Origin of the sequence: Nitrosopumilus sp. K4 (assembly GCF_018128925.1) — an archaeon.
In the GTDB taxonomy this organism is placed as follows: domain Archaea; phylum Thermoproteota; class Nitrososphaeria; order Nitrososphaerales; family Nitrosopumilaceae; genus HKST03.
The window spans coordinates 1340391-1361772 of the sequence record NZ_CP067007.1; the positions used below are offsets into that span (position 1 = coordinate 1340391).

The 21382-nt window shown below is 34.2% G+C and carries 33 protein-coding genes; 9 read left to right on the forward strand and 24 right to left on the reverse strand.

Annotation, left to right across the window (positions count from 1 at the left end; translation table 11 throughout):
* Positions 1-34: 34 nt before the first annotated feature.
* On the forward strand, positions 35-184 hold the full coding sequence (locus NsoK4_RS08150; RefSeq protein ID WP_211686935.1) for a hypothetical protein: 150 nt from the start codon (positions 35-37) through the stop codon (positions 182-184).
* A gap of 10 nt (positions 185-194) precedes the next feature.
* Here NsoK4_RS08150 and NsoK4_RS08155 read toward each other — a convergent pair whose 3' ends face one another.
* The 5 genes from NsoK4_RS08155 to NsoK4_RS08175 are packed head-to-tail and all read right to left on the reverse strand — an operon-like array spanning position 195 to position 3268.
* Positions 195-1034 (reverse strand): hypothetical protein, encoded by an 840-nt coding sequence (locus NsoK4_RS08155; protein WP_211686937.1) that lies wholly within the window; start codon positions 1032-1034, stop codon positions 195-197.
* Positions 1034-1612 (reverse strand): hypothetical protein, encoded by a 579-nt coding sequence (locus NsoK4_RS08160; protein WP_211686940.1) that lies wholly within the window; start codon positions 1610-1612, stop codon positions 1034-1036. Before NsoK4_RS08160 ends, NsoK4_RS08155 begins: the two co-directional genes overlap by 1 nt.
* Positions 1609-2844, reverse strand: a complete 1236-nt coding sequence (locus NsoK4_RS08165) for a DUF2130 domain-containing protein (protein WP_211686942.1) — start codon at positions 2842-2844, stop codon at positions 1609-1611. The genes NsoK4_RS08160 and NsoK4_RS08165 overlap by 4 nt, the downstream gene beginning before the upstream one ends.
* Positions 2844-3116, reverse strand: coding sequence for a hypothetical protein (locus NsoK4_RS08170; protein ID WP_211686944.1), 273 nt, complete (start codon positions 3114-3116; stop codon positions 2844-2846). The genes NsoK4_RS08165 and NsoK4_RS08170 overlap by 1 nt, the downstream gene beginning before the upstream one ends.
* Positions 3113-3268 carry a hypothetical protein gene (locus NsoK4_RS08175; protein WP_211686946.1) on the reverse strand — a complete coding sequence of 52 codons (156 nt, stop codon included), beginning with the start codon at positions 3266-3268 and terminating at the stop codon, positions 3113-3115. Before NsoK4_RS08175 ends, NsoK4_RS08170 begins: the two co-directional genes overlap by 4 nt.
* A 105-nt stretch (positions 3269-3373) precedes the next feature.
* Here NsoK4_RS08175 and NsoK4_RS08180 point away from each other — a divergent pair, with 105 nt between their 5' ends.
* Genes NsoK4_RS08180 through NsoK4_RS08195 form a run of 4 tightly spaced genes read left to right on the forward strand, consistent with a single transcriptional unit; the run spans position 3374 to position 4576 of the window.
* Positions 3374-3526 (forward strand): hypothetical protein, encoded by a 153-nt coding sequence (locus NsoK4_RS08180; protein ID WP_211686949.1) that lies wholly within the window; start codon positions 3374-3376, stop codon positions 3524-3526.
* On the forward strand, positions 3523-4269 hold the full coding sequence (locus tag NsoK4_RS08185; protein ID WP_211686952.1) for a PD-(D/E)XK nuclease family protein: 747 nt from the start codon (positions 3523-3525) through the stop codon (positions 4267-4269). Before NsoK4_RS08180 ends, NsoK4_RS08185 begins: the two co-directional genes overlap by 4 nt.
* Positions 4266-4436: a hypothetical protein gene (locus NsoK4_RS08190; RefSeq protein ID WP_211686955.1), complete on the forward strand. Its 171-nt coding sequence runs from the start codon at positions 4266-4268 to the stop codon at positions 4434-4436. The genes NsoK4_RS08185 and NsoK4_RS08190 overlap by 4 nt, the downstream gene beginning before the upstream one ends.
* Complete coding sequence (locus NsoK4_RS08195; RefSeq protein WP_211686958.1) at positions 4436-4576, forward strand: hypothetical protein; 141 nt, start codon at positions 4436-4438, stop codon at positions 4574-4576. The genes NsoK4_RS08190 and NsoK4_RS08195 overlap by 1 nt, the downstream gene beginning before the upstream one ends.
* Here the strand turns inward: NsoK4_RS08195 and NsoK4_RS08200 are convergent, their stop codons facing one another.
* The 6 genes from NsoK4_RS08200 to NsoK4_RS08225 form a co-directional block, all read right to left on the reverse strand.
* Positions 4577-5779 carry a DUF4145 domain-containing protein gene (locus NsoK4_RS08200; protein WP_211686961.1) on the reverse strand — a complete coding sequence of 401 codons (1203 nt, stop codon included), beginning with the start codon at positions 5777-5779 and terminating at the stop codon, positions 4577-4579.
* Between the two features lie 108 nt (positions 5780-5887).
* Positions 5888-6139: a hypothetical protein gene (locus NsoK4_RS08205; RefSeq protein ID WP_211686964.1), complete on the reverse strand. Its 252-nt coding sequence runs from the start codon at positions 6137-6139 to the stop codon at positions 5888-5890.
* Between the two features lie 222 nt (positions 6140-6361).
* On the reverse strand, positions 6362-7063 hold the full coding sequence (locus tag NsoK4_RS08210) for a hypothetical protein (RefSeq protein WP_211686966.1): 702 nt from the start codon (positions 7061-7063) through the stop codon (positions 6362-6364).
* Positions 7064-7310: 247 nt separating this feature from the next.
* On the reverse strand, positions 7311-8585 hold the full coding sequence (locus NsoK4_RS08215) for a helix-turn-helix domain-containing protein (protein ID WP_249111047.1): 1275 nt from the start codon (positions 8583-8585) through the stop codon (positions 7311-7313).
* Positions 8586-8659: 74 nt separating this feature from the next.
* Entirely contained in the window at positions 8660-8938 is a 279-nt protein-coding gene (locus NsoK4_RS08220; protein ID WP_211686970.1) for a hypothetical protein, read from the reverse strand.
* Positions 8931-9146, reverse strand: coding sequence for a hypothetical protein (locus tag NsoK4_RS08225; RefSeq protein WP_211686973.1), 216 nt, complete (start codon positions 9144-9146; stop codon positions 8931-8933). Before NsoK4_RS08225 ends, NsoK4_RS08220 begins: the two co-directional genes overlap by 8 nt.
* A 191-nt stretch (positions 9147-9337) precedes the next feature.
* Here NsoK4_RS08225 and NsoK4_RS08230 point away from each other — a divergent pair, with 191 nt between their 5' ends.
* The gene (locus NsoK4_RS08230) at positions 9338-10282 is read left to right on the forward strand and encodes a hypothetical protein (RefSeq protein ID WP_211686976.1); all 945 of its coding nucleotides are present in this window, start codon (positions 9338-9340) and stop codon (positions 10280-10282) included.
* A 31-nt stretch (positions 10283-10313) separates the two neighbouring features.
* On the opposite strand, the gene NsoK4_RS08235 is transcribed toward NsoK4_RS08230, so the two are convergent.
* The 4 genes from NsoK4_RS08235 to NsoK4_RS08250 form a co-directional block, all read right to left on the reverse strand.
* On the reverse strand, positions 10314-10631 hold the full coding sequence (locus NsoK4_RS08235; protein WP_211686979.1) for a hypothetical protein: 318 nt from the start codon (positions 10629-10631) through the stop codon (positions 10314-10316).
* Positions 10628-11026 (reverse strand): hypothetical protein, encoded by a 399-nt coding sequence (locus NsoK4_RS08240; protein WP_211686982.1) that lies wholly within the window; start codon positions 11024-11026, stop codon positions 10628-10630. Before NsoK4_RS08240 ends, NsoK4_RS08235 begins: the two co-directional genes overlap by 4 nt.
* 68 nt (positions 11027-11094) lie before the next feature.
* A complete protein-coding gene (locus tag NsoK4_RS08245; RefSeq protein ID WP_211686984.1) occupies positions 11095-11625 on the reverse strand; it encodes a hypothetical protein in 531 nt (176 codons plus the stop codon).
* Between the two features lie 44 nt (positions 11626-11669).
* Positions 11670-12977, reverse strand: a complete 1308-nt coding sequence (locus NsoK4_RS08250; protein ID WP_211686987.1) for an HD domain-containing protein — start codon at positions 12975-12977, stop codon at positions 11670-11672.
* 248 nt (positions 12978-13225) lie between these two features.
* On the opposite strand from NsoK4_RS08250, the gene NsoK4_RS08255 reads away from it, so the two are divergent.
* Positions 13226-14239, forward strand: coding sequence for a hypothetical protein (locus NsoK4_RS08255; RefSeq protein WP_211686990.1), 1014 nt, complete (start codon positions 13226-13228; stop codon positions 14237-14239).
* Here NsoK4_RS08255 and NsoK4_RS08260 read toward each other — a convergent pair.
* Together NsoK4_RS08260 and NsoK4_RS08265 are read right to left on the reverse strand one after the other, a co-directional pair.
* Entirely contained in the window at positions 14225-14515 is a 291-nt protein-coding gene (locus tag NsoK4_RS08260) for a hypothetical protein (RefSeq protein WP_211686992.1), read from the reverse strand. The two genes, NsoK4_RS08255 and NsoK4_RS08260, sit on opposite strands and share 15 nt — an antisense overlap.
* A 54-nt stretch (positions 14516-14569) precedes the next feature.
* Positions 14570-14848 carry a hypothetical protein gene (locus NsoK4_RS08265; protein ID WP_211686995.1) on the reverse strand — a complete coding sequence of 93 codons (279 nt, stop codon included), beginning with the start codon at positions 14846-14848 and terminating at the stop codon, positions 14570-14572.
* A 148-nt stretch (positions 14849-14996) separates the two neighbouring features.
* Between NsoK4_RS08265 and NsoK4_RS08270 the strand changes: the two genes are divergently transcribed.
* Positions 14997-15236, forward strand: coding sequence for a hypothetical protein (locus NsoK4_RS08270; protein WP_211686998.1), 240 nt, complete (start codon positions 14997-14999; stop codon positions 15234-15236).
* A 46-nt stretch (positions 15237-15282) separates the two neighbouring features.
* Here the strand turns inward: NsoK4_RS08270 and NsoK4_RS08275 are convergent, their stop codons facing one another.
* Positions 15283-16107 carry an Ig-like domain-containing protein gene (locus NsoK4_RS08275; RefSeq protein ID WP_211687000.1) on the reverse strand — a complete coding sequence of 275 codons (825 nt, stop codon included), beginning with the start codon at positions 16105-16107 and terminating at the stop codon, positions 15283-15285.
* A 142-nt stretch (positions 16108-16249) separates the two neighbouring features.
* Here NsoK4_RS08275 and NsoK4_RS08280 point away from each other — a divergent pair, with 142 nt between their 5' ends.
* Positions 16250-16897: an SDR family oxidoreductase gene (locus tag NsoK4_RS08280; RefSeq protein ID WP_211687003.1), complete on the forward strand. Its 648-nt coding sequence runs from the start codon at positions 16250-16252 to the stop codon at positions 16895-16897.
* 2 nt (positions 16898-16899) lie between these two features.
* Here the strand turns inward: NsoK4_RS08280 and NsoK4_RS08285 are convergent, their stop codons facing one another.
* The 6 genes from NsoK4_RS08285 to hisB are packed head-to-tail and all read right to left on the reverse strand — an operon-like array spanning position 16900 to position 21375.
* Positions 16900-17538: a PqqD family peptide modification chaperone gene (locus NsoK4_RS08285; RefSeq protein ID WP_211687006.1), complete on the reverse strand. Its 639-nt coding sequence runs from the start codon at positions 17536-17538 to the stop codon at positions 16900-16902.
* A gap of 38 nt (positions 17539-17576) precedes the next feature.
* Complete coding sequence (gene mtnA, locus NsoK4_RS08290; protein ID WP_211687009.1) at positions 17577-18638, reverse strand: S-methyl-5-thioribose-1-phosphate isomerase; 1062 nt, start codon at positions 18636-18638, stop codon at positions 17577-17579.
* 37 nt (positions 18639-18675) lie between these two features.
* Positions 18676-19479, reverse strand: coding sequence for an imidazole glycerol phosphate synthase subunit HisF (gene hisF, locus NsoK4_RS08295; RefSeq protein WP_211687012.1), 804 nt, complete (start codon positions 19477-19479; stop codon positions 18676-18678).
* Complete coding sequence (gene hisA / locus NsoK4_RS08300; protein WP_211687015.1) at positions 19476-20183, reverse strand: 1-(5-phosphoribosyl)-5-[(5-phosphoribosylamino)methylideneamino]imidazole-4-carboxamide isomerase; 708 nt, start codon at positions 20181-20183, stop codon at positions 19476-19478. The genes hisF and hisA overlap by 4 nt, the downstream gene beginning before the upstream one ends.
* A complete protein-coding gene (gene hisH, locus NsoK4_RS08305) occupies positions 20180-20788 on the reverse strand; it encodes an imidazole glycerol phosphate synthase subunit HisH (RefSeq protein ID WP_211687018.1) in 609 nt (202 codons plus the stop codon). The genes hisA and hisH overlap by 4 nt, the downstream gene beginning before the upstream one ends.
* A complete protein-coding gene (hisB, locus tag NsoK4_RS08310; protein WP_211687021.1) occupies positions 20788-21375 on the reverse strand; it encodes an imidazoleglycerol-phosphate dehydratase HisB in 588 nt (195 codons plus the stop codon). Before hisB ends, hisH begins: the two co-directional genes overlap by 1 nt.
* Positions 21376-21382: the final 7 nt, after the last annotated feature.

Below are 21382 nucleotides of genomic sequence, written 5' to 3' on the forward strand. Positions count from 1 at the left end.
TATAGTTCTAGCTTTTATGCCACATGGAATAATCATGACGTTTGTAATTATACTATTTTACTATGGAATACCTTACATTAAATCGGAATTCAAAGACGAGTTCAATTTTGAGCCTAATAATGAGCCTAGGAAAAGAGAATCTATAGATGAATACTCTGACGATGCCCTAGAAAAAATGAGATAATGGACAGAATTTAGTAAATTCTATTTTTTTTCATAATTCTTTTGAGATGTTCATTAGAAAGTCCTATTTCATCAAAGAGATGTTCATTTTCTTCATTAGTATCATAGATCAAATAGCAATCAAAAAACATGTTTGATTTACTAATTAAAATCATAATCAAGGTTATTTTGTACATCAAATCTCCATCATTAAATTCAACTTTTTTTCCTGCATGAATAACTTGATGTCTTAATTCAAATAATTTTTCAATTTCATTCCAACTGTGTGTTAAAGTTCCTGAACCTGTGATTTGTTCAAGATCTTTTACTGTTTGAAAAAAATCCAAACTCACAAGATTTGAAAAAACATGTCCTATACTATCTAAATTTTGAAAATTAAAACTAGTTGCAACAACATCTGCTTCTAAATTCCAGTCTGGATTCTTGGTTGGTTTTAGTATTTTTGGATTTTTTTCATCTAATGCTGTACTTCCTGCAATCTTTCTAATATCATTAATCTTTTTTTCTAGACTACTGTCTTCTGGAAATAATTTTGGTAAATTATAATTGAATGCACCATACCAATATCTCATCAAATTCCGAAAATGTATCTCTACCATTGAAACCAGTTTGATTATTAGCAGTTCTTTTAGATATGATTTGATTTTTTCATCTTCAGTTTTGAGTATTTTTGTTAAAAGATCCTTGATAGAAGGATCAATTTCCAAAGATATTGAATTATCTAAATTCTCAATCTTAGAATTATGATAAAATTTTAGTCTTGATTTACTACAGCTTAAACAAACATTATATTTTGAATTTGAAAGTTCTCTCCCACAGTTTGAACATTTTTTAGGATTTTTCTCGTTCATCACTCATCATGAATTTGCTTTTTGATTTGATAAAGTAACTGTTTGAGCCCGGTAGGGTCTAACACATCTGGAATCAATATCACAATTTGTCCGCTTAGTAGAACGTTAATGTCGCCTACTCGCCTGCTAGTTGATTGCCCTTGAGTAAATCCCATGCCTGCATACATAAACCCAGGCATCATTCCTCCTGCAATTGCGCCAGTTCTCTCAGAAAATGAATGTGCATTACTAACAACAACATCCACATACTTTAGAGGAACTTGAGTCAGCTTGGCCTCTTCTTCGTTAAGACAAAAAATTCTATAGTTTGTGACATACCAGCTAGTTGTTTTTTTAAAAATAATTCCAGTTTTGTGTTCATACATGGCAATTAGTTGTTCTCCCATCTCTTTCTTTATTCTAGGACTTTCCAGGATGTTTGCAAGTTTTCTTGCGTAAAAATCAGTTTCTTTTATTTGAATTTCAAAATTTGGAAGATGGAGAGTGATTGCGTGTAGTGGCTCTCCATCTTCTGTCAGAGATACAACGGGCTCTTTTGTATCCCATTTTTTTGACAGTTCATCTTTTAGTTCTGTCACTTTTCTAGAACCTCCGCTGTAATCTCGTCTAGATCAGTCTGAGTGATAGACTCTATTCCACTAGTGACATCATTGTATGTCTTTACTAGCTGATCATAGAGATCACGTCTTGTCTTCCACAAAGTATTGTGGTCTTTCTCCTCTTTTGTCTGCAGCAAGTAGAGTTTCTCATTTATTCCTGCAATGTCTTCAATGGTCATTGAAAATTCTGAACTCATCACAAACTGGTAGAGTTTTGCTTGCTTTGATTTCTGGTCTTCTTTACCCATAGAGAGTTTTGAGACATCAATAATTCCTGTTCTAATCTGTTTTGCAACTTCAGTTACAATGCTTGGATGAACTAAAAGAATCCCTTCTCTTGTACCAAACAATCCATTTGGAACGCTAGTCTTTGGAAGATTTGCAGAAACTATGATGACATAGTTTGTTCCATGAATCTTTTGGTATTTCTTGGCTTTCTCAATGTCTTTTTTGGTTACAGTGTTTGCTGCCTTGTTGTCATAGACTATTGGAGTATCAAGAGATTTGCCTCTGATGCGAATCTGCTGAATTACATCTCCGCTTGATTGGCCTCTCTTTTGCCTTCTAAACAGGTCATTTGGGAAGGCATCAGTCAGGCTCGAATACAAGTCTAGCTCGCCAGCCTCTCCTTTTAGTTCAGATTGGCTTTGCTGGAGTTGTTTTTTGAGAGATTCAATCTCTCCTGCAAATCTGCTGATTTGAACATCTCTTTCCTGAATTGTCTGATACAGTTCACGCTCTTTTTGAGCATATGTGGCATTTGCTTGATCTATTGCGGCTTTTTTGAATTTTTCTTGTTCCTTTTTCAATTGCGAGATTTCTTTTCCTTTCTCTGAGATCTCTTTTTTGTGAACTGCCTTGAGTTGCTTTTCAAGCTCCACAAACTGTTTTTCATTCTGTTTTAGAATTGAATCATAGTTTTTCTGCATTAATTCAGTCTGGGTCTTGTATGATTTTTCAATGTCTTGTTGCATTTGCTCTAATTGTATCTGATGAGACCTGTGATTCTCTTCTATTGTTTTCTCATAGTCTTTTTTTAGTCTAGAGATTTGTTCCTCAAATTCTTCTTTTTGATTAGAGTTTTTCTCATCAAAGTTTTGTTGAAGTTTTTCTTCTAGTTGACTAATAGCTAATTCATATTCCGTATTTGCAAGTGTCTTTGAGCATAATGGACACTTGAATTCAGATATTTCTGATAGATTGTTACTCATCAGTAAATCCTCCTGCAACTAGTACATACTGGATTTTCTACAGGCAGTAGAAATGATTCTTTACACATTACACATTCTGTTGTATGCATTGTGTCTTCTTCATCCAGATATCTTGGACGTTTTACATCAACAATTTTCTCAAATCTAGGCACTTGATTTGAAAATACTTTGTCAAGTAGTGTAGGATTTGCCAAATACTTGTATTTTTTAGGACACAAGTCAAATCCACAACAAGCAGAGTGTTTTTGTATTGAAACTAGTTGTTGTTTCAATTTGAAACCTCCTTTACTTGTGCTAAGACAATTCCAGGTGCTGACTCCATGAAATTAATAAAACTCATGACGTCTACAATTCCTATCATGTCTTGTGCAGCGATATTGTGGCCCCCGCTGTCAGGGATTAGGTTTGAAACTTTGTGCTTCATACCTTAGTTATCAGGCTCAGAATGATAGTCATTTAATTGTATTATACAAATAATATTTGTATAATCCAAAAAAAATGCTATGCGTCTATTCCAGACATCTAAAGTATGAAACAACAGATTTCAAAACAAATGGGTGACGGCCATATCGTCCAGCAATTTGCTGAAAACACTAGACCTCTAAATCTAGTTCAAGCTTTTCTTTATGCTTGCTTTGGAGGTTTCTCTGTAAAAGAAATTTTGGAGGGAAAAAGAATTTGAGTACAGTTCAAAAACAAAAAGAACAAAGTCTTACTACAGAAATTGATACTCCTGAAGGAATTGTTAATTTCTTAGAAAAAAGAAATGGATTGTATTCCAAAGACTATACTTCAAGATATTCAGTAACAGAATTAGTTGGATGTCAAAGAAAGTCACTTTACAAGCAGTTAGAGGTACCTCAAGAAGAGCTTCTGGAGGACACAACTCTAGAGTCAATGTGGGCTACAGTCCGTGGGGACTTTTTGCACAACATGACATACGCATACAAGTGGCGTGAAATGGACATTGAGCATTATGTTCCATTAGAGAATGGCAAAGTAGCAACATTAGCAGGACGTCTTGACATGTATGATTGGAAGACAAAGACAATCATTGATCTAAAGACTACAAAATTTGTAAGATGGCAAATAAAGCAAGGATTCTTGCCAAAGCCTGAACACATTTTGCAACTACAATGTTATGATACAATGTTCTCAGATTACATGCCAGTAGAGAATCTAAACATTGTCTATGCTGACATGTCAGACATTGTAACATACAAAGTGCAAAAGAGAGACATGACTGACTGGATAAAGACTAGAGTTCAGGAAATTGAAACAGCAAAGGACAGCAATACAATTCCAAAAGGAGAGGTTTCTGGCTTGTGCAAATATTGTAGATACCAGACAAGATGCTTTGATGCAGGAGATGGATTGACAGACAAGCCATTGTCCACTCCAAAGTCAAAGGAGGCATCTGAATGAAGGTTACAAGACTTTTGCCAAAAAGACTGGCAATAGAATTTCAAAGACACGACATTGAGAGAAAGGAGACAGAATTGAAATACTATAGGGCTCGTGTGTTTGTTTTGGAGCAACTAGTACAAGAGAGATACGAGGAATTGGAAAAACTGGAGGGAACATCAAGATGATGTCTGAAGAAAAGGTAAAGATTCTGCTTGAGGACATTACGTCTCAGTATATGGTAGGATATCTCAAGGGTGACTTGGATTTTGAGGCTGAAAAGTGGGGCCAGATTCAGATTTTAGAATGGATTTTGTCACAGCAATAGCTATTTTTGAATGTCAGCTAGGAATTGATCAGCCATTTCCAGGACATGTCTTGCAATGTCTTCTGTTACTTCAAAGTCACTTGCATGAACGGTTCTGTTTCTAACATTTCTGATGTAGTGTAAATTTATGACATGGTTTCCCAAGTCAGGATTTGACTCTAGTTCCTTAATTTTTTCTTCCAGTCTGAGATCTGAACGATTAAGAAATGTGGACAATGTGTCCTCTATAGCAAGTGATGAGTTGATTACAGAATCTCTAAAACTACTTTTCTCAAGGGAATTTTTTGCATAGCGAAGGAATTTCTTTGCCCTGTCAAAATTCTTTGAGTCATCAGTATCCACAAAGGAATTTTTTAGTCTGCGAATGTATGCGTCTCGAATTTCTGCCCAGTCTTGAGCTTCGGGTATCAGTTTGTCTTGAAGGAATTCTGAAAATGTTACAAATTCCACATTGGGAATTTGTATTGATGCAGATTCTAAAAGGTGATGGAAATTGTCTTCATTGCAAAAGACTAGTTCTTTTTTTCCATATGTTCCAATTTGCTCAATTGTTGACATTTTATTCCATTCTTCTGTTGTGTACACGTCATTTGGAAAGTCCTGATAATCAAGATAGTCTTCATTAAGATGTATTATGAAATCAGCCAGTTTGTCTGGTCGTAAAATAAGTTTGTGTGACTTTGCAAAATCTTCATTTTGTAAATCTTTCATATAATCAAGAACATGATAGGATGTAAGATTTCTGTTTCTAAATTCATAAAATAGTTTATGAGTATATTTTGAATCAGCATCTAGTTTTGATTTGCTCAATGCAAGATTTGTCTCATAAAATGAATACCAGTCCAATAGCAAGCAAATTGTAATGTCCTTGCCAGATTCATTGAAGAATTGCTTGAAGACGAATGGGGGTACACTATAGTCCTCATCTACGCTATGATAGCTTAGCCCCATAAAGTCAAATTCATCAAGATAGTTTAGCCACCAGGATTTGTCATCAAGGGTTCCTTTGTAGCCTTTAGCCAGTTTTGGCTTGTATCCTAGTTTTAGCATAAGATATGTCAAAAATCCATTAAAGAGTGCAAATGCCCCATCCATGGCCATGGTTTGTGGGATGTGACATGAGGAGTGTAAAGGAATCTTCATGTCAATGATTTCAGACTCGAATTTGCCCCAAATCAGATCGTCGATTTGCTCTTTTGACATGATATAGATGAAAAAGTGATGATATTATGAATTTGGTTTTTAGTTGCACTCTAGTTAAAAAAATGATATTCAGTCTACAGTATTTTTGTAAACTGAACTAGAATCCGGTTAATAGTCAACAGGCTTTTCTGTTAAGGTATGCTTTATCAAAACAAATGCAAAGTCGGTATGACGTATTCCATATGATGCCATCAGTTTTACAAAATCTTCTCCTTCAGGAATCTCATCTAGGCTTCTTATTTCCTTGAGTATTTTAGGCCATTCCAATTGTTTTTCAATGTTTGACTCAGGCTGTTTGTGGCAGATGCCATTATTGCAGTTACAAATAAAATCAATTCCAGAGTTACTGCTATAAGACATACAATTTTTGTGATCTCCACAGTCGCATTGTTTGCAGACATAGAAACATACTGTCATTTTATTTCATATTATGTAAGATGTTTATTGTTATAAAGCCCAAGTTGTTATTATCAGATCAAAAGTTTCTGTTCAAAAAAATAGAATGAAAAATTTTTGGCAGTTTTTGGCGCACAAAGGCCATGCCATTGGCATGGTCATTTTTTAGATCGTTTGAAAATGCGATCAGAGTAGAAATGTATGCAGTAGTGGAACAACTTTTGATGCACATATTCCGCATTTTACTACAGTCTGGTCTGGTTCTTTGTTTTTGCACTGACAGTCCAGAACAAATTGTTTACTCTTTTTCTTTGAGAGAAAGTTGAGTACATGAATCAACATCTTGTGTGTTGCCTTGATAGTTCTTTTGAGAAGTGCTGAATAATTGAATTTGAAATACCACAATATGAGATTGTTTTCTGTAGTAAATTTTCTCTGAAGAATTTGTGTTTGCAGTATTGAAACCTTTAGTATTAATGTCTCTAATGATACGTCAATTTCTAACTTTGAATTGTCTGCAGGGACAAAGGATATTCCGTTAAATTTGCCATCATGTTTTGTCTCAAGTAGTTTTTCCATGTCATAGCATACCAATACTAGTTTGTCATATTGGGACAGATAGTAATCCTCTAGATGTTTCTGATGTAATTTTGAATATGCGCGTATTGAGCAATAGATTTTCACAGAATCAAGATATTTCCAGTATCTCCAGTAATGATAGCATGTCTTGGCATTTGGCAATTCTACCTGCTTTCCACCAATATCGCGAATAAGAAATGTAGACGCTTCAGATGCTGTAAATCCACGAACATAGTATGGTCTTAGAAGAGCAGAGATTTTTGGGTCAGGATACCACGTTTTTGGGAGATTTAGCCTCGGAAATTTCATCATGGCAGGATAAGAGAGGAGTATTAAAAACATCATCATAGTTTGTAGAAAAAGAGATAGTTTTGCCGAGCCAATTTGGCTCGTAAAGTACTAGATTGCAGTCTAAAACAGCACATAACAAAATCAATTGGTTGTGATGTCGGGTCAGAGTAAACACAGTAAAAATAGCACGACAAAGTCAATCGAGTCCAAAGATGACACGAATTGCTTTATCGAGTCAAAAAGAGGCTTTATTGTACAAACACGATCACTCTGAATTGCTCAATCCTTGGGATTTCAACCACACAGCCAGCTCTTCTTCAGTAAATACAATATCATCGACTTGAATATTCTCAAATTTCTTTTCAGTTGGAAAATATCTGTATTCTCGTCCCTCTTTGATTCTCGTTAGATAACCCATGTCAAAAAGCTGTTTGAGTAGCTCTCCTGTTCTGTTTTGGCTTTTTTGAGTTTCGTTTGCAATATCAGATACTGTTATTCCTCCCAATGGGTTTTTGTTGAATAACTTCATGAACGTTTTGTAAACGTCCATTGATGATGAATTTATTTTGTTTAGGGTTTGCTGAATTGTTTCACCACCAATCTGCAATGCTTGTTTAAAGTCCTCAGGATCTGCTATCAGATAATAGCTGGACATTTTGTGTGCTTGTAGTTTGTCATAAAAGTACTGACCTCCATCAAAGGGAATCTTTTTTCTTTTTGCAAAATTCAAAAATGCAATTACGCAAGTGAGGTTTAGAATTTTTGGCAAATCCCTTCTCATGGTAAGATTCACACTTGGAATCAGTTCTCTTATTTTATCTGCAAATGGAATGTATATTCCCTTGAACTGTTTTGATACTTCCTTGTAGGTTTGTGAAATCTCGTATAGTTTTTGGAGATTGTTTTCCCATTTTGAACCATAGTTTATTGAGCTGTATTTACCCAGAACATGGTCTATGATTCTCTTTGTTTGTTCTTCTGACTCGTCAACTTGCATCAAAAAAGTTCTGTTTAGCGTCTCAGGATCAATATTGTAGTTGGTAGAAGTGGAGATAAAGACAGGAATGCCGTTTACTTCCAGCGTTTTTGGAGTATTCTGCCCTTTTTCGTTCTTGTCTACGAGTCCAATTCTCAGTTTCCCCTCAGATAGCAGGAATTTCATGCTGGCCAGGCTGACTTGCTTTTTGTCGTTGGTTTTTTCCATCTGCTCCATTTTGAAGATCATTCCGTCCATGTCACTCATGGATCTGTTCAAAAATGCGCTGGTGTACTCTGTAAAGTCAAGCACATCCTCTTTAAAGGGCTCCAAGACGGTATTGACCAGATTGGATTTTCCTCCACTTGACTGACTGGCAATGATTACATGCAGTCTATAGTCTCTGGGCAAATTCTTGGAGATGCAAGCACAAAAGAGGAATTTTATGTTGTTTTCTTCTCCCTTTATTTTTGGCTCGTACAGATTGACAATTTCTTCAAGAATATTGTCTATCTTGGCTAGTTCTTTTATTTTTTCAAGAGAGTCATATTCTATTGCCATCATCAATCATCTCTTGTTTGTTTTTTGTGGCAATGGAATTGTGTTAGTCCAACCGTGCGGACATAATTTTGACTTTTTCAAGATATTGATCTCCTTTGTGACAAATCATACAACATGTTCCACTGTATTGCAGTCTCTATAGCTCTTGTAGTTTGAAGAATTGTTTCTCGGGTAATACCACAAGCTATTTCATCTTCTCTACTATGTTCAGTAGTCAGATGGTATTTTATTGCATAACTTGACTTGTAGATCTTGCTTCCTTTTCGTTTGAGTAGATTGCATAGAATGCATCTCTGTTTGCATTCTACGTAATCTGCTCTATGATGGTCTTTATAACTATCATTTACACTAGTCATGTTTGTCCTCCTTTGCGGGAGTTTGTTTAGTTCTGCTAGGACCTAGTCTCACTTTAGGTCCTATCAGACAACATCTTTGATCTTTGTCAATGATGACTTCGAATCCAGGATTGCTTCCAAGAAATTCTTTCCATTCTCCATCCATTTTAAAAAGGAGTTTTCCTTGCATGAAAAATGAATCAAGATATCCTAAGGATACTTCTTTCAATCGGATTCCTCCTTGAAATATTTTAGTCCTAACTCTAGCAGTTTCAAACAAAATCTACTGCGAGAAGTTGTGTTTTTTGTCTGCTCTATTTCCTCATAGAGTTCCATAGGGATTGAGACAGATACAGTTGTAGATACCATGTAGATACTAATGAGTTACATATTAGTAAGCTGAAAGAGTTGATTTATGATATGCAATCACTCCCAGATGATGTAATTTGGTCCAGTAATTATTCCAGAGACATGGCAAGAATATTGACTAGTTCCAGATCAATTCGATCAAGACAGATTATTGGGTTGATCTCCATTTTAGGTCCATGCACTACAAGAAACATGACAGAGTACGTTTTGGAAAAATCTAACATATATGAATACAAACCCATACAAAAAAAGGATCTGAAAAACATGCAATCTGTTTTCAAGGGAAGATTAAAGGATAGAATTGACAACAGTAGTAACAAAACATATCCTGGTTTAATTAACGAGGGATACATTGTTGAAATCCAAAATGAGAAAGTAAAACAAGGTCCAAAACACACGCTTTCACTTAAAGGATGTTTATTTGCATGTGGATTGAATTTCTCAAATAAAGAAACAGTACAATTCATTAAAAATTCTGCAATGAATCATTTATTTTTTCATTTTTTGTATAAAACATATGAAAAGACATCATTGGGTTTTATCAAAGAGATTTTCTTGAACCCAATTTTGGATTTGATTAAAAGAAAAAGAATCGACTTGGATGATGATATTTATTTGAATTTTGGAATAATTGCAGATACTATAGGAATGACATTATACAAAAAAAGATCAAGTCTGTTGAAAAAACAAGCATACATGTCAGAAAATAGAGAATTTGAACAAATTGAGACATTACGAAAATTAATTATTTATGATTACAACCCAAGAGAAGATTGGTATCAATCTATAGTAGATCTATATTACAAAGGCAATGCCCGTGATTTTTATGAAGAATATTCTGAAGGAAATTTTGAGATGTCACTATTCCATAAGGTCATGTATCAGTTATTGCATGCATATCATGAAGCAGTACCAGAACCAATACCAATAAGATCAGGATTTAGATTACCTCACTCCACAGCATGGAAAGAGAAGAAAAATATGAAGAGAAAATGACATTTCTAATATTGTTAGTTGTTAGGAGTAATTACTTGTTTAGACCTAATTCACGTTTCACTTTTCTAGTTAATTTACCATTGTTGAATGTCTTGTCTAACGCATAGAGAGCCAAAAATCCTATTCCCAATGTGCCAACTTTGTTCCAATCCCATAGATGTTGAACCGTGCCTACAGGGAATTGATATGGATCATGCTCATCCTCATGAATAACACATACTGTATCTTCTGGATCACATGTTGCATGGAGTTTTCCTTTTCTCCAGTGTAATTTTGTCAGATCTGCGCCAACTGATGGAATCCAGTCCAGATCACTTTCAACATCGGCTCGTAAAATTGTGAAGTTCATTTTCTATCTCCTCTTGTTTGTGCTAAAGCAGAAGGTCTTCCACGTTTTACTGGTTTTTCATATGTCTTGATAGCTTCTGCCATCTCTTTTCCCTCATCCTCAAGAGCTTTGATCACATCTTTGGGTATGGATGAAAATGCCTTTTGAAAATATGGTTGCATTAGATTAGTCATTTCATTTGCATGATCTAGTATTTCGGCATTACGTTGTATGGCTTCAGTTGTAAGCTCTTCTACTTTTAATTTTTCAATAATGTCTCCCAGATAGTAAAGCATGATGTATACTTTGACAGAATCTTTGAGTAGGTAGGACACGGAAACATTGTTAGCATCTGCAATTTTCTTAATTATCTCATATTGTTCTGGTGTTACACTTGTGGAGAGTATCTTATTCATAAATACAATTAGTCTTTGAGATATTTAAGACGGATCAAAATGCTATATCTTTAGTAATAACTTTAAGATTAGAAATTATGTTGTTGTTTCCAATTTGACCACAATTCATATGCGTGTTCAATTTGCTCGGGAGCAAAGTTTTCTTTAATAATTCCAACTTTAGCTAGCAAGTCATCTCTAGAGATATCTGGTATGTTATTTTTTACATAATCAATTGTTGCAGCAAGTTCAAGATTATCTTTTGACCATACAGATAGTTCGGTAAACAATTCTCTAGTAAGACGTGTTTTCTCATCATCACAGACATTTTCTACAAATTCATCTACAAATGTTGTACCAGATTGGGTAAGATCATATTGATAAGAACCAAATCCTGGGCGAGTTTCATCAATTAGTTCTCCACGTACAGTCTTCAAGGTAGTAGCCAAGTTTCTAGAATATGGACCGTAATAGTGGAGATCATAATCACCTACATCCCAACCCAAATAACGATCAGCAAAATAGACCATTTTCTGTAATTTTGTTCTTCCAACATCATTGTCTCCAGAATTTTGGATAGCCAGGCACAAAAGACCCATACTTTCAAGTAACGTGTTCATCCTAATTCCTACCTACCTTCAGTTTCGAATTCTTGTTATTAATTCTAGTTGTTAACAATTTCATTGACTCCTGGTAAAACTTCATCAGGTACAAAGATCCTGATCTTTTTGTTCTCTATCTGACTTAAGGTGCTAATTACTCGGGACTGGCTAGAAATCTCTTGGAGTTTGTCACCATTGGGAGTCATAATGTGCCCAATAGGAGAAAATCCACCATCTTCCAATTCTTCTGGGTTATAGGTATCATATGCTGATTTTGCATAACTATCTTCAATGTAATAATAATCTGCAGGATGTCCTGCTGCTTCAACTAAACTGGGCAACTTACCAATTTTCACTGCGCCTAGTTTGGTATACTTTTCTGTAGAAACGGAAACAGATGAAAGTCTTCTTCTTTCTAATATTCGTAAAGAGAGATCTTTCAAAACAGTATCATCAGAATGAGTCCATTCATGGAATAATCCTGTACATGAATAATCATCCATTTTGTAAAGAAGTTCAGGAGTTGTTTTTGTGTTAATGTCAATAACTTTACTTAGATGTGTTTTTGCATCATCTAATTCAGCTGCACGTTTGAAAACTTTTTGAAGTAAAAGTTCCATGCATCTTGAAAGTTTATGAAAATAAACTCCCTCATACATCAAATGTCTTCCAAGAATATAATTTTCAATTGCAGTAATTCCTTTGTTGTTAATTATAGCTGTATCATTGAATGGATCATTAGATTCCCCATGCCAAACTTCCATGGTGTTTGCAATTCTATAAAGATCAATTCTACCATAGTTAACACCAGTAAAATAAGAATCTCGCATAAGATAATCAAGTCTATCTGCATCAAGTTGGCTGCTAATTAATTGAGAAACTAATCTCCATTCCTTGGAATCAATGTGATTAATCAGATCACAAACGGATTGTGGATCAATACCATATTTTCTTAGAATATCTTTGATTTCAGTATCAGTGATTATAGAACATGTCATCTCTTCATGAACAAATTTTCCAAAATTTCTGTCTAAAATATCCTCAGAAGCATGTGAAAATGGACCATGGCCTACATCATGAAGTAGTGCAGTTATTGCTCCAATCATTCGTTTCTTCTCCAAATCAGGAAAAGAATCTTCTTTTCTAGTAACAGCATCAAAAAGAGTAAGAAAGACATGCATCACACCTAGACAATGGGCAAATCTACTATGAGTTGCGTTAGGATAAACAGCAGAAGTTGGTCCTAATTGTGCTAATCGACGCAGTCTTTGAAAATATTTTGATTCTACTAATTCTTCAATGACAGGATATTCTGAAATGTTGATGAATCCATGAATCGGATCCATGATCATGGTTTCTTTTTTTACCAATGAAAATGTATGACAGTATTACCTTAATTATTTATCGATAGTTTAACAATTGACAATCTAAAGATGTTTCAGAGATTTCTTGTAAAAGCAAAAAAATAACAATTCCAACGATCTTTTGTTTTAGTTCAAATTTTTAAATTTATGAATGACATAGATCAAAATCAATTTTAAAAATGGAATGAATTTTGATAAGAGGATCCTGTTTTTTGATCCAGAGATGTTAATACCGAATAAGAGTACAAAGAGGCGTGAGAAATTTCAAGATTGAGAATATTGGAAAAGATCGTTTTAGAAATTCCAAAAAAGAAATAGGTGCAAATGTAATAAGTGTAACATTAGCTGAAAAGGAATTTGAATTTCCTACTGTTGTACCACATCAAAGTGAATTAAAAAAAGCAAATGATACAAACATAAAACTCAATTCATCACTTTTGCAATTTGTTCACAGAGTTGATGGAAACAAACGAATTGATAATGATGGAATAAGAGACAACATAATAGATAAGCTAAATTCAGTAATGGAAGAAAATCCTAAATTATTGGTGGACATATTTTTTCAATTCTGGGAGAGTTTTCCTCCTACAAAGATTGAGCAAGAGTATATTCTACAGATTCAAGAAAAAGCAGGTTGCCTAATAATTTCTGACTATGAGACAGATCCGCACCAAGATATTATAAAATTTGAAGAGAGGTTGAAAGAACTGATTCATAGATTCCCAAATAAGATCATTAGTCCAACCTTGGATCTATCTACAAAACCTCCAGGACTGTTTGAAGCAAAGATTGCTTTGTTATTCAAATATGGAATCAAGAGGTTCAATGTAATTTATAGAAGCATAATAGACGAACAGGACAACTGGATTACGTTATCCAGAATGATCTATGGAAGAGACATCTGGTGCAATGTGGTAGGAATTCCTCAGAGATATTATTCAAGAACAGACAAATTTTCGTTGATTGCAGCAGTATTTTTGTACGGAGTGCATACTGCCTCACTTCAATATCCCAGATTTTCAAAGAAAGCCAAGTCAAAAACAGAACAAGATAAGAAACCAAGGATTGCACAGCAATATCTTTTCAATCCAACAAATGGATATTTTGAGGAAATAGATGAAATGTCAGATGAAGAAAGCAGAGCAAGGTCAATTAATGCTCTCATAAAATATGCTGCAAAAATCAGACTCAAGATCAGAAATCAATCATATTATTCAAAATTTGTTCCTTCTCAACCATCACTTTTTAAAATTTTACAATTCGCGTGATGGATGAAAATCCATATAGCGTAGAATAATTTTTTTGAATTTTTTGCTTCTAGCCTTTGTCATTTTTTTACAATATGTTTCCTGAATATCTTCTTTGAAATTATCAATCTTAAGACAATTCAATTCCTTTTGTTTTGAAACAGGACACTTTGAACAGATTTTTTTTCGGTATTCCCAATTGTAATCTCTAAGAAGTTTTTGAATATGAGTTCCTTCTTCTTGCCAATCAAGAAGACGATTATGGAAATTGTTGGTTGATCCCTCTACGCGTTGCAAGGATCTTTCTGGGTTAGAGATCGTTGTATTAAGATCTTTTGGTAGTAGACAGGCTCAATCAATATCACAATTACAATTCATACAATACCACTGACCATCAGCAGTTTTGTCTCTCATCTTCTTTGGATGTTTGCAGTTTGGAACAAGTTCTTTTTTAAGCAGATTCAAAACATGAAGATTTTCTTTGTGACAGTCTGAAAGAGTGCCTGCCAATTTTTTTATGCTATCATGTCCAACATTCCAGGATTTGGAAGGGTCTGCCATAGCATTATGCATTCTAGTCTCATATTCAATAAGAGATTCAAGTAATTGTTGAGCCTTCTTTGATACCATCAGTGCAACAAATTATACATATGCAAAAAAATACTGCTGGTCAATTTTCTCAGGCTCCATCTGACCCAAAACCAGACTAGAAAAGTGGATATCTTAGAAAAATACCAAGGTCAATTAACTATATTAGAACAAAGAACCTAAGGAGATTATGAGTCCCGGAATAGGCCTGATGAAGAGAAGATTAGAAAAAGAAAGAGACGCAATTGCTCTGGCAATATCAGGAATTGCAAAAAAATATGATGTGAAACCGGATTTGATCAAAACATTAGAAACAAAATATCACGATGATGCAGGAGATTGGTATGTTGCTTTAGGATGGGATAAAAAAAAGGCAATTATTAAGATGGATTCTGTCCAAGGAACCATCACAGAGATTAAAGAAATCTAAGCAACAAAAATATTCTAGTTAAATGAAAATTTTGCACGTTTAGAGATTAATCATCATCATTGTTTTTAGATTTCTTATCTTTTTTTAGGTCTTTTAGTAGGTTTTTGAATTGCTTTTCTTTTACTTTAAAGTCGTTTTTCAATGCTTCTTCTTTAATTTTAAAGTCATTTTTTATTTCTTTAATTTGATTTTTTACTGATTCTTTAGAAGCATTAGTATCATCATTTTCAGTACATTTTCCAATGACGTCTCCATGTTTTAGATGAGAAGATAATGCATTATCAGATACTGAAATGGTTTTTTTGTCTTTGTGGCATACAAGCACTTTTTCGTGCCCATTGTTGTTTTCATTATCAGAAGGGATTCCATCTCCTACAATAGATTCAAGTTCAGAAATCCTCATAGCAAGAGCAGAATTTTCTTCTCTAAGTAAAGTAACCTCATCTTCTAGATGTAGAACTTTGGCAAATAATGATTGGATGACAGTTAAAATTTGTTCAAAGATATTGCCGTTATTTGGTTTTACAGTAACTGTAACTGTTGCAGTGTCGCTTCCTCCCTGTCCATCAGAAACAACATAAGTGAAAGAATCAATTCCATCAAAGTCATTGTTTGGGGTGTATTTGATTTGTGTTGAACCTGATAAGATTACAGTTGCACCTGAAAATGGTTGAGCCACAGAAGTGATTGAGAGTGAATCTCCATCAATATCAGAATCATTAAACAGCACTGGAATAGTTTGTGGAATGTTTTCTATAGTAAGTACAAAATCGTCTTTTGCAGTAGGTGCCGTTTGTGCAAATACAAAACTAGATGAGAGTGTTCCTGAAATTAAAATTGCAATCAAGAATAATCCTGAGAATTTTTGCATGACTGAAGAATCTCAAAATTGCATATAACCAACAGGCAGAAAAGATCAGTAGTAAAGCAAAGTAATGGTTATAAGAAATGATATTCAGAAAACCAATTCAAGTTAGTAAAGAGATTTAATTGTCAAAAAATTTCAAAAAGTTATGTCTAATGCCATTGTTTTAGGAGGTTCTAGAGGAATTGGAAAAGCGATTTCAGATGCACTAAAAGTAATTGGATGTGAAGTGTTTGCAGCATCTAAAAGTGACATCGATACTTCAAATCTAGATTCTGTAAAGATATTTTTAGAAAATCACAAACAAACGGATATTTTAGTACTAAACACAGGGGGTCCACAAGCAAAACAGTTTTCAGAAATATCTGAAGAGGAGTGGAAAACATATCATAACCAATTATTCCTAGGGTTTTGCCAGATTTTACAAAAAATCAAAATTAATCAAGGCGGATATATTTTTCTCATCAGCTCAAATGTCATTAAAGAACCAAATTCAAAATTGATAATTTCATCAGCTTATCGTGCAGCATTTACAGAGGTATTAAAAATACTAAGCAAAGAATATGCTAAACAAAATATCAGTTGTATCAATATTGCACCGGGTCCTATCAATACAGATAGAACAAAAGAATTGGTTGAAAATATAGAAGAGTTCAAAAAAACTCTTCCAATGAAAAGACTAGGGGAACCAGAAGAAATTGGAAATTTTGTGAAATCAATTGTTCAAAACAATATAAAATATCTATCAGGCGTTACAATAAACTTTGATGGTGCAAACTCTAACTATATTTTTTAAGATTATTTTTTAAATTCTACATTTGGCGTGTCAGGCTGATTAGGGATTGCAATCAATCCTCCGTCACGTAATTGCTGAAGGAGTTGCATGACTTCTTTTTCTACCTGATTTCTTTGCAAACCAGTTTGTTTGGCAAACATCTCAACAAGTTCAGTTACTTTACGTTGTCCATTGCATGATTTCCAAAAGTCAACTATTGCCTGATTTACCATAAATCCTTGATCATGTTCGTTTGCCAAAACCATAGAACCATCTTCTTGTTGAACCAATTTTCCAACACCTTGAGGTAAAGCAGTTTCATAATTGATTGGTGCAGGAGTATTCATTCCAGCACTCATGTTTTTAATTTTCATTTTTGCCTCTTCAGACATTTTATCCATTGACCAGGGAGGATCCCATACGATGTCTATATTGACATTATTTACTCCTGGAACTTTTTTAACATAACGTGTAGCATCAGAAACCAAGGTTTCATGTAAAGGACATCCTTGAGTAGTCATTGTCATTTTGATATTCACATCATTGTTATCTGCAACATCAATTCCATAAATCAATCCCATTTCTACAATGTTTAATGGAACTTCAGGATCCATGCATTGTTTTAATGACTCTTCAACGGCTTGGGCAGTAACGGTACTCATATTGTTAAAGCAATCTAAAAAACAATAAAAACTTTCTATTAATTAGCTTCAAATAATTTTGGAATAGATTCTTCGTATGGTGGTTTAGCTACTCCTTTTTCTGTAATTATTCCTGAAATTAGTTCAGGAGGAGTCATATCAAATGCAGGATTTATCACATTGATGTCATCAGGTGCAGTTTTCTTATCACCAACACCTGTTACTTCACTGCTTTTTCTCATTTCAATAATAACATCTTCAGCCTTACTTTCTAAATCAATAGTAGATAATGGTGCTGCAACATAAAATGGAATACCGTGTTGTTTTGCCATAGTTGCAACCTGATATGTTCCAATTTTATTGAAAACATGTCCAGTTTTTACTATTCTGTCAGCTCCAACAACAACCTTGTTTACCAAACCATTTGCCATAGAATATCCAACTGCCGTATCAGGGATAAGACTGACATCAAATCCATCATGTTTTAGTTCAAATACAGTTAATCTAGAACCTTGTTGAACAGGTCTTGTTTCAGTAGCTATTACCTTGACATTTTTTCCATTTTCTCTTGTTGCACGAATTACTCCTAATGCTGTTCCATATGCAACAGTAGCTAAAGCACCAGCATTACAATGAGTCATAATTGTATCATTATTATCAAATAATTCTGAGCCATTTTTTCCCATTGATTTATTGATCTCAATATCTTCATCGGCCATTTTTTTGGCTTCAGAAATTACCAATTCCCTAATTTCTTCAACAGAATTGCCAGATTTTGCAACATTCATAATTTTCTCTAAACCCCATCCAAGATTAACTGCCGTAGGTCTAGTTGCAAACAGAATTTTTTTTGCTTCCTCTAAATCAGAAATTAATTCATCTTTGGTAGTTGCTTTACTTTGTAAAACTGCCAAAGCTAATCCAAATGCCCCTGAAACACCAATTGCAGGGGCGCCTCTGACGACGAGAGTTTTAATTGCATCTGCAACTTGATTAAAATTATCATATTCTACAAAAACCAACTCATTTGGTAATTTGGTTTGATCAATCATTACAACTTTATTATTTTTCCACTCAACAGTTCTAAGAGACGAATAATTTTTTTTATTTGAATTATCCATTTTAAAATAAAAACTTCAGACCATATTTTAAATCAAGCTATAAGCGTACAGGAATTGATTTTTCTTTAAGATAAGTTTTGACACCATTTACTCCATGTGTTTGATAATGAAAAATTGAAGCAGCCAATGCAGCATCAACATTAGATTTTTCAAAAACTTCAACCATGTCATCAGGCTTTCCACATCCACCCGAAGCTATTACAGGTATTGAAACAGAATCTACAATCGACCTTGTGAGTTGAATATCATATCCATCTTTAGTTCCATCCTTATCTATGCTAGTAAGTAAAATTTCACCAGCACCTAAACCTTCAGCTTTTTTTGCCCAATCTATAGCATCAAGTCCAGTTCCTTGTTTTCCACCAAATATGAAAACCTCAAACCAGAATTTTTTTCCATTTTCTGAAAAGACATTAACATTGTCTTTAATGTCATAATTTCTTTTTGCGTCAATTGCAACAACAACACATTGACGACCAAACAATTCCATCAATTCTGTGATGACTTTTGGATTTTTAATGGCTCCAGTATTGATGCCGACTTTGTCAGCACCATTTAAGAGAATGTTTCTTGCGTCTTCTAGCGATTTTACTCCACCTCCTACAGTAAAGGGTATATCGATTACAGATGCAACTTTTCTGACTAATTCTTTGATTGTTTCTCTTTGTTCATCTGATGCTGTAATGTCCAAAAAAACTAGCTCATCAGCTCCATCGTTGCTATATTTTTCTGCCAACTCTACTGGATCACCAGCATCTTTGATAGATTCAAAGTGAAGACCTTTTACTACTCTGCCGTTTTTTACATCTAAACACGGAATAATTCGTTTCGTTAAAGTCACGATATTTTCTTTGCCTCCTCTATTGAAATTTTTTCTTCATAAAGTGCTTTTCCTAAAATTACACCAAATGCATTTTTAGACTTTACATCTTTTACATCATTAATGTTTGAAATTCCTCCACTAGCAATCACATTTGCATTTTTTAAATTGCAAGCTTGTTCTAAGAATTTTAAATCAGGGCCTTCTAATGTGCCATCTCTACTCACATTAGTTAACAAAAACTCGGTAAATCCCATTTCAAGAAATTCTTTAATTGCATCAATTAATTTTATTCCTGTTCCATCTTGCCATCCATGAATTACTATCTCTCCATCTTTGTGATCAACTGAAATAACGATTTTTTCTGGGCCAAGAGAATCAAGAATTTTTTTTAAAATTGTTTTATCTTTAAAAGCTAAAGTTCCTATTACTACCCGATGAGAAATTTTTGAAACATCAAAAATCAATGACTCATCTCGTAACCCGCCCGCAACTTCAACAGGAATAGAAATTTCTTCAAGAATTTTTTTAATAATTGCAATGTTTGAGCCTAATCCGAGAGTAGCATCCAAATCCACCAAATGCAGCATATCTGCGCCACAAGATTCCCATTTTTTGGCTATTTCAATAGGATTGTCACTGTATACTGTTTTTTGCTTAGGATCTCCCTTGTATAATCGAACTACCTGTCCATTCATAAGGTCAATTGCTGGAATTACTTTCATTTTTTACACACATTAAGGAAGTTATCTATCATTATTTTTCCCACATTTCCAGATTTTTCTGGATGAAATTGAGTTCCAAAAAAATTGTTCTTTTCAACAACAGCTGGTACTTTAATTCCGTAGTCAGATTCTGCAGTAACTACATCATCAGAATCAGGTTTTGCCCTATACGAATGAACAAAGTAAACCCATGAGCCGTCTTCAACCCCATCAAGAATTTTTCCAGTCTTTTTGATTTCAAGATCATTCCATCCCATGTGAGGTACTTTCAATGAAGGAGGCAATACTATAACTTCACCATCAATCACACCTAATCCTTCTTCTTTTCCTTCTTCACTTTTTTCAAAAAACATTTCCATTCCTAGGCAAATTCCCAAAACTGGAGTAGTATCTTTTACGAAATCTAGAAATCCAGTCTTTGATTCTTCAGTAATACTTTTGATTGCAGGATCAAAATTCCCTACGCCTGGAAGTAATAATCCAGAATAATCATTTGGCTTGTTGAAATTTGTAATTACATCTATTTCTGCACCTGCTTTTTCAAATGAATTTTTAAGGCTGAAAATATTTCCAGCGCCATAATCAAAAATTGCTAGTTTTACCATTACATCGAACCCTTTGTACTTGGAATTCCTTTTTGTTTTTTGTCATATGAAGCTGCTGTTCTAAATGCTACAGCTAGGGATTTTATTGCAGCCTCTACTTTATGATGATCATTTTCTCCATACTTTACAGTAAGGTGAATACAGCTATTAAGATTCTGTAGTAATGATTGGAAAAAGTGTTCCAAATCTTCTTTGGACATATCTTCGATTTTACTTCGCTTAATTGATAGATTTAATTTCCAAAATGGTCTCTTCACAAGATCAATTGAGGCTTCAGCTAAAGATTCATCCATTGGGACAGAGGAATAGCTAAATCTAGTAATTCCCTTTCTTGTTGCTAGTGCCTTATCAATTGCCAATCCTATTGTAATTGCAGCGTCTTCAATCAAGTGGTGTTCAATTTTATCATTAGATTTTGCATTAACTTTAAGATCCATCATCCCATGTTTTCCAAACGATGTGATTAGGTGATCTAGGAAGTTTATGCCAGTTTTTATGCTAGTTTTTCCATTACCATCCAAATTTACAGATACAGATACATCCGTTTCTTTAGTACTACGATTAAGGGAACTTTTTCTTGCTTTCATTTTTCTC